General features: G+C 53.4%; 2 tRNA genes. Both read right to left on the reverse strand.

Going from position 1 to position 384, the window contains the following annotated elements:
• Nucleotides 1–147 precede the first annotated feature (147 nt).
• Nucleotides 148–223, reverse strand: a tRNA-Ala gene (locus tag OR16_RS17745).
• Between the two features lie 46 nt (nucleotides 224–269).
• Nucleotides 270–346 (reverse strand) — tRNA-Ile (locus OR16_RS17750).
• Nucleotides 347–384 lie beyond the last annotated feature (38 nt).

Here is a 384-nt window from a genome sequence, read left to right on the forward strand (position 1 = left end):
ACACCTTTACTACATCCCATATTGTTAAAGAACAGCCGTGCGAAACTTCGTCTCGCAACGTCTTGGCCAAGGCCAAAGGCAAACGCTCAATCCTAAGCGCTTGCCTTTGACGACCAATCCAAGGTGCACTTCGCAGTGCGTGGTAAGTGGTGGAGGATGACGGGATCGAACCGACGACCCCCTGCTTGCAAAGCAGGTGCTCTCCCAGCTGAGCTAATCCCCCATTTACTTCTGTCCGGAGGTTCAGCTTCGAACCACCGTCCGTAACTTGGTGGGTCTGGTAGGACTTGAACCTACGACCCCCGCCTTATCAAGACGGTGCTCTAACCACCTGAGCTACAGACCCTTGGCTGTAACAGCAAACAAACCGATAAGTGTGAACGC

The organism is Cupriavidus basilensis OR16 (assembly GCF_000243095.1).
In the GTDB taxonomy this organism is placed as follows: domain Bacteria; phylum Pseudomonadota; class Gammaproteobacteria; order Burkholderiales; family Burkholderiaceae; genus Cupriavidus; species Cupriavidus basilensis_D.